Consider the following 723-nt stretch of genomic DNA (forward strand, 5'->3'; position numbering starts at 1 on the left):
CGGTGCGGGAGCCTCGGCTCCCGCACCGCCCGCCCGCGTGTGCGCACCCCCGCACCGCCCGCCCGCGTGTGCGCACCCCCGCACCGCCCGCCCGCGTGTGCGCGCCCCCGCACCGCCCGCTCATGGGTTCACCCACCGGAGCCCCTCTGTGGGCCTCAGCACACTTCAGCCTCGCAGGTCAACGGCAAGTTGACGGCCCTTCCGGGGCCGTGGTGGACTGCCTCAGCCACTACGGCGGCAGGAGAGGAAGCCGGTGCGATTCCGGCGCGGTCCCGCCACTGTCACCGGGGTGAACACCCCGGGAGCCAGGAACTCTCGCCGCCGGTCTCGTCGAACCAGGGCGTGGACACCCTGAGTGAGGACATAACGCCATGCGCGGCTGCCTGCCGAGGTCGATCAGCGACACACCGCCCCGCCCCGGGGCCACTCCCGCCGGATCCGTCACCGGCTGACCCCATGCGTGCCGATCGCGTGTTCGCGTACGGCGCCGCCGCCGGCCTCCTCGGCGACCTGCTGTTCGGCGATCCCCGCCGAGGACATCCGGTCGCCGCTTTCGGGCGGGCCGCGGCTGCCGTGGAACGGGTGCTGTGGCGGGACGACCGGGGCCGGGGCGCGGTGCACACCGCCGTGTGCGTCGGCGGGACCGTCGCGCTGGGTGCCCTCGCCTCCCGCTGCGTACGCTCCTCCCCCGCCGCTTCCGCCGCCCTGACCGGTGTCGCCACC

General features: G+C 75.5%; 1 protein-coding gene and 1 riboswitch. The gene reads left to right on the forward strand.

What is annotated here, in order from left to right; all coding sequences use genetic code 11:
* The first annotated feature begins 218 nt into the window (after positions 1-218).
* A riboswitch (cobalamin riboswitch) is annotated at positions 219-338 on the forward strand.
* 118 nt (positions 339-456) lie between these two features.
* The coding region (locus B7767_RS41495; protein WP_179167536.1) for a cobalamin biosynthesis protein at positions 457-723 on the forward strand (267 nt) is incomplete at its 3' end.

The sequence above is a fragment of the Streptomyces sp. 13-12-16 genome (genome assembly GCF_002114215.1).
Taxonomy (GTDB): domain Bacteria; phylum Actinomycetota; class Actinomycetes; order Streptomycetales; family Streptomycetaceae; genus Streptomyces.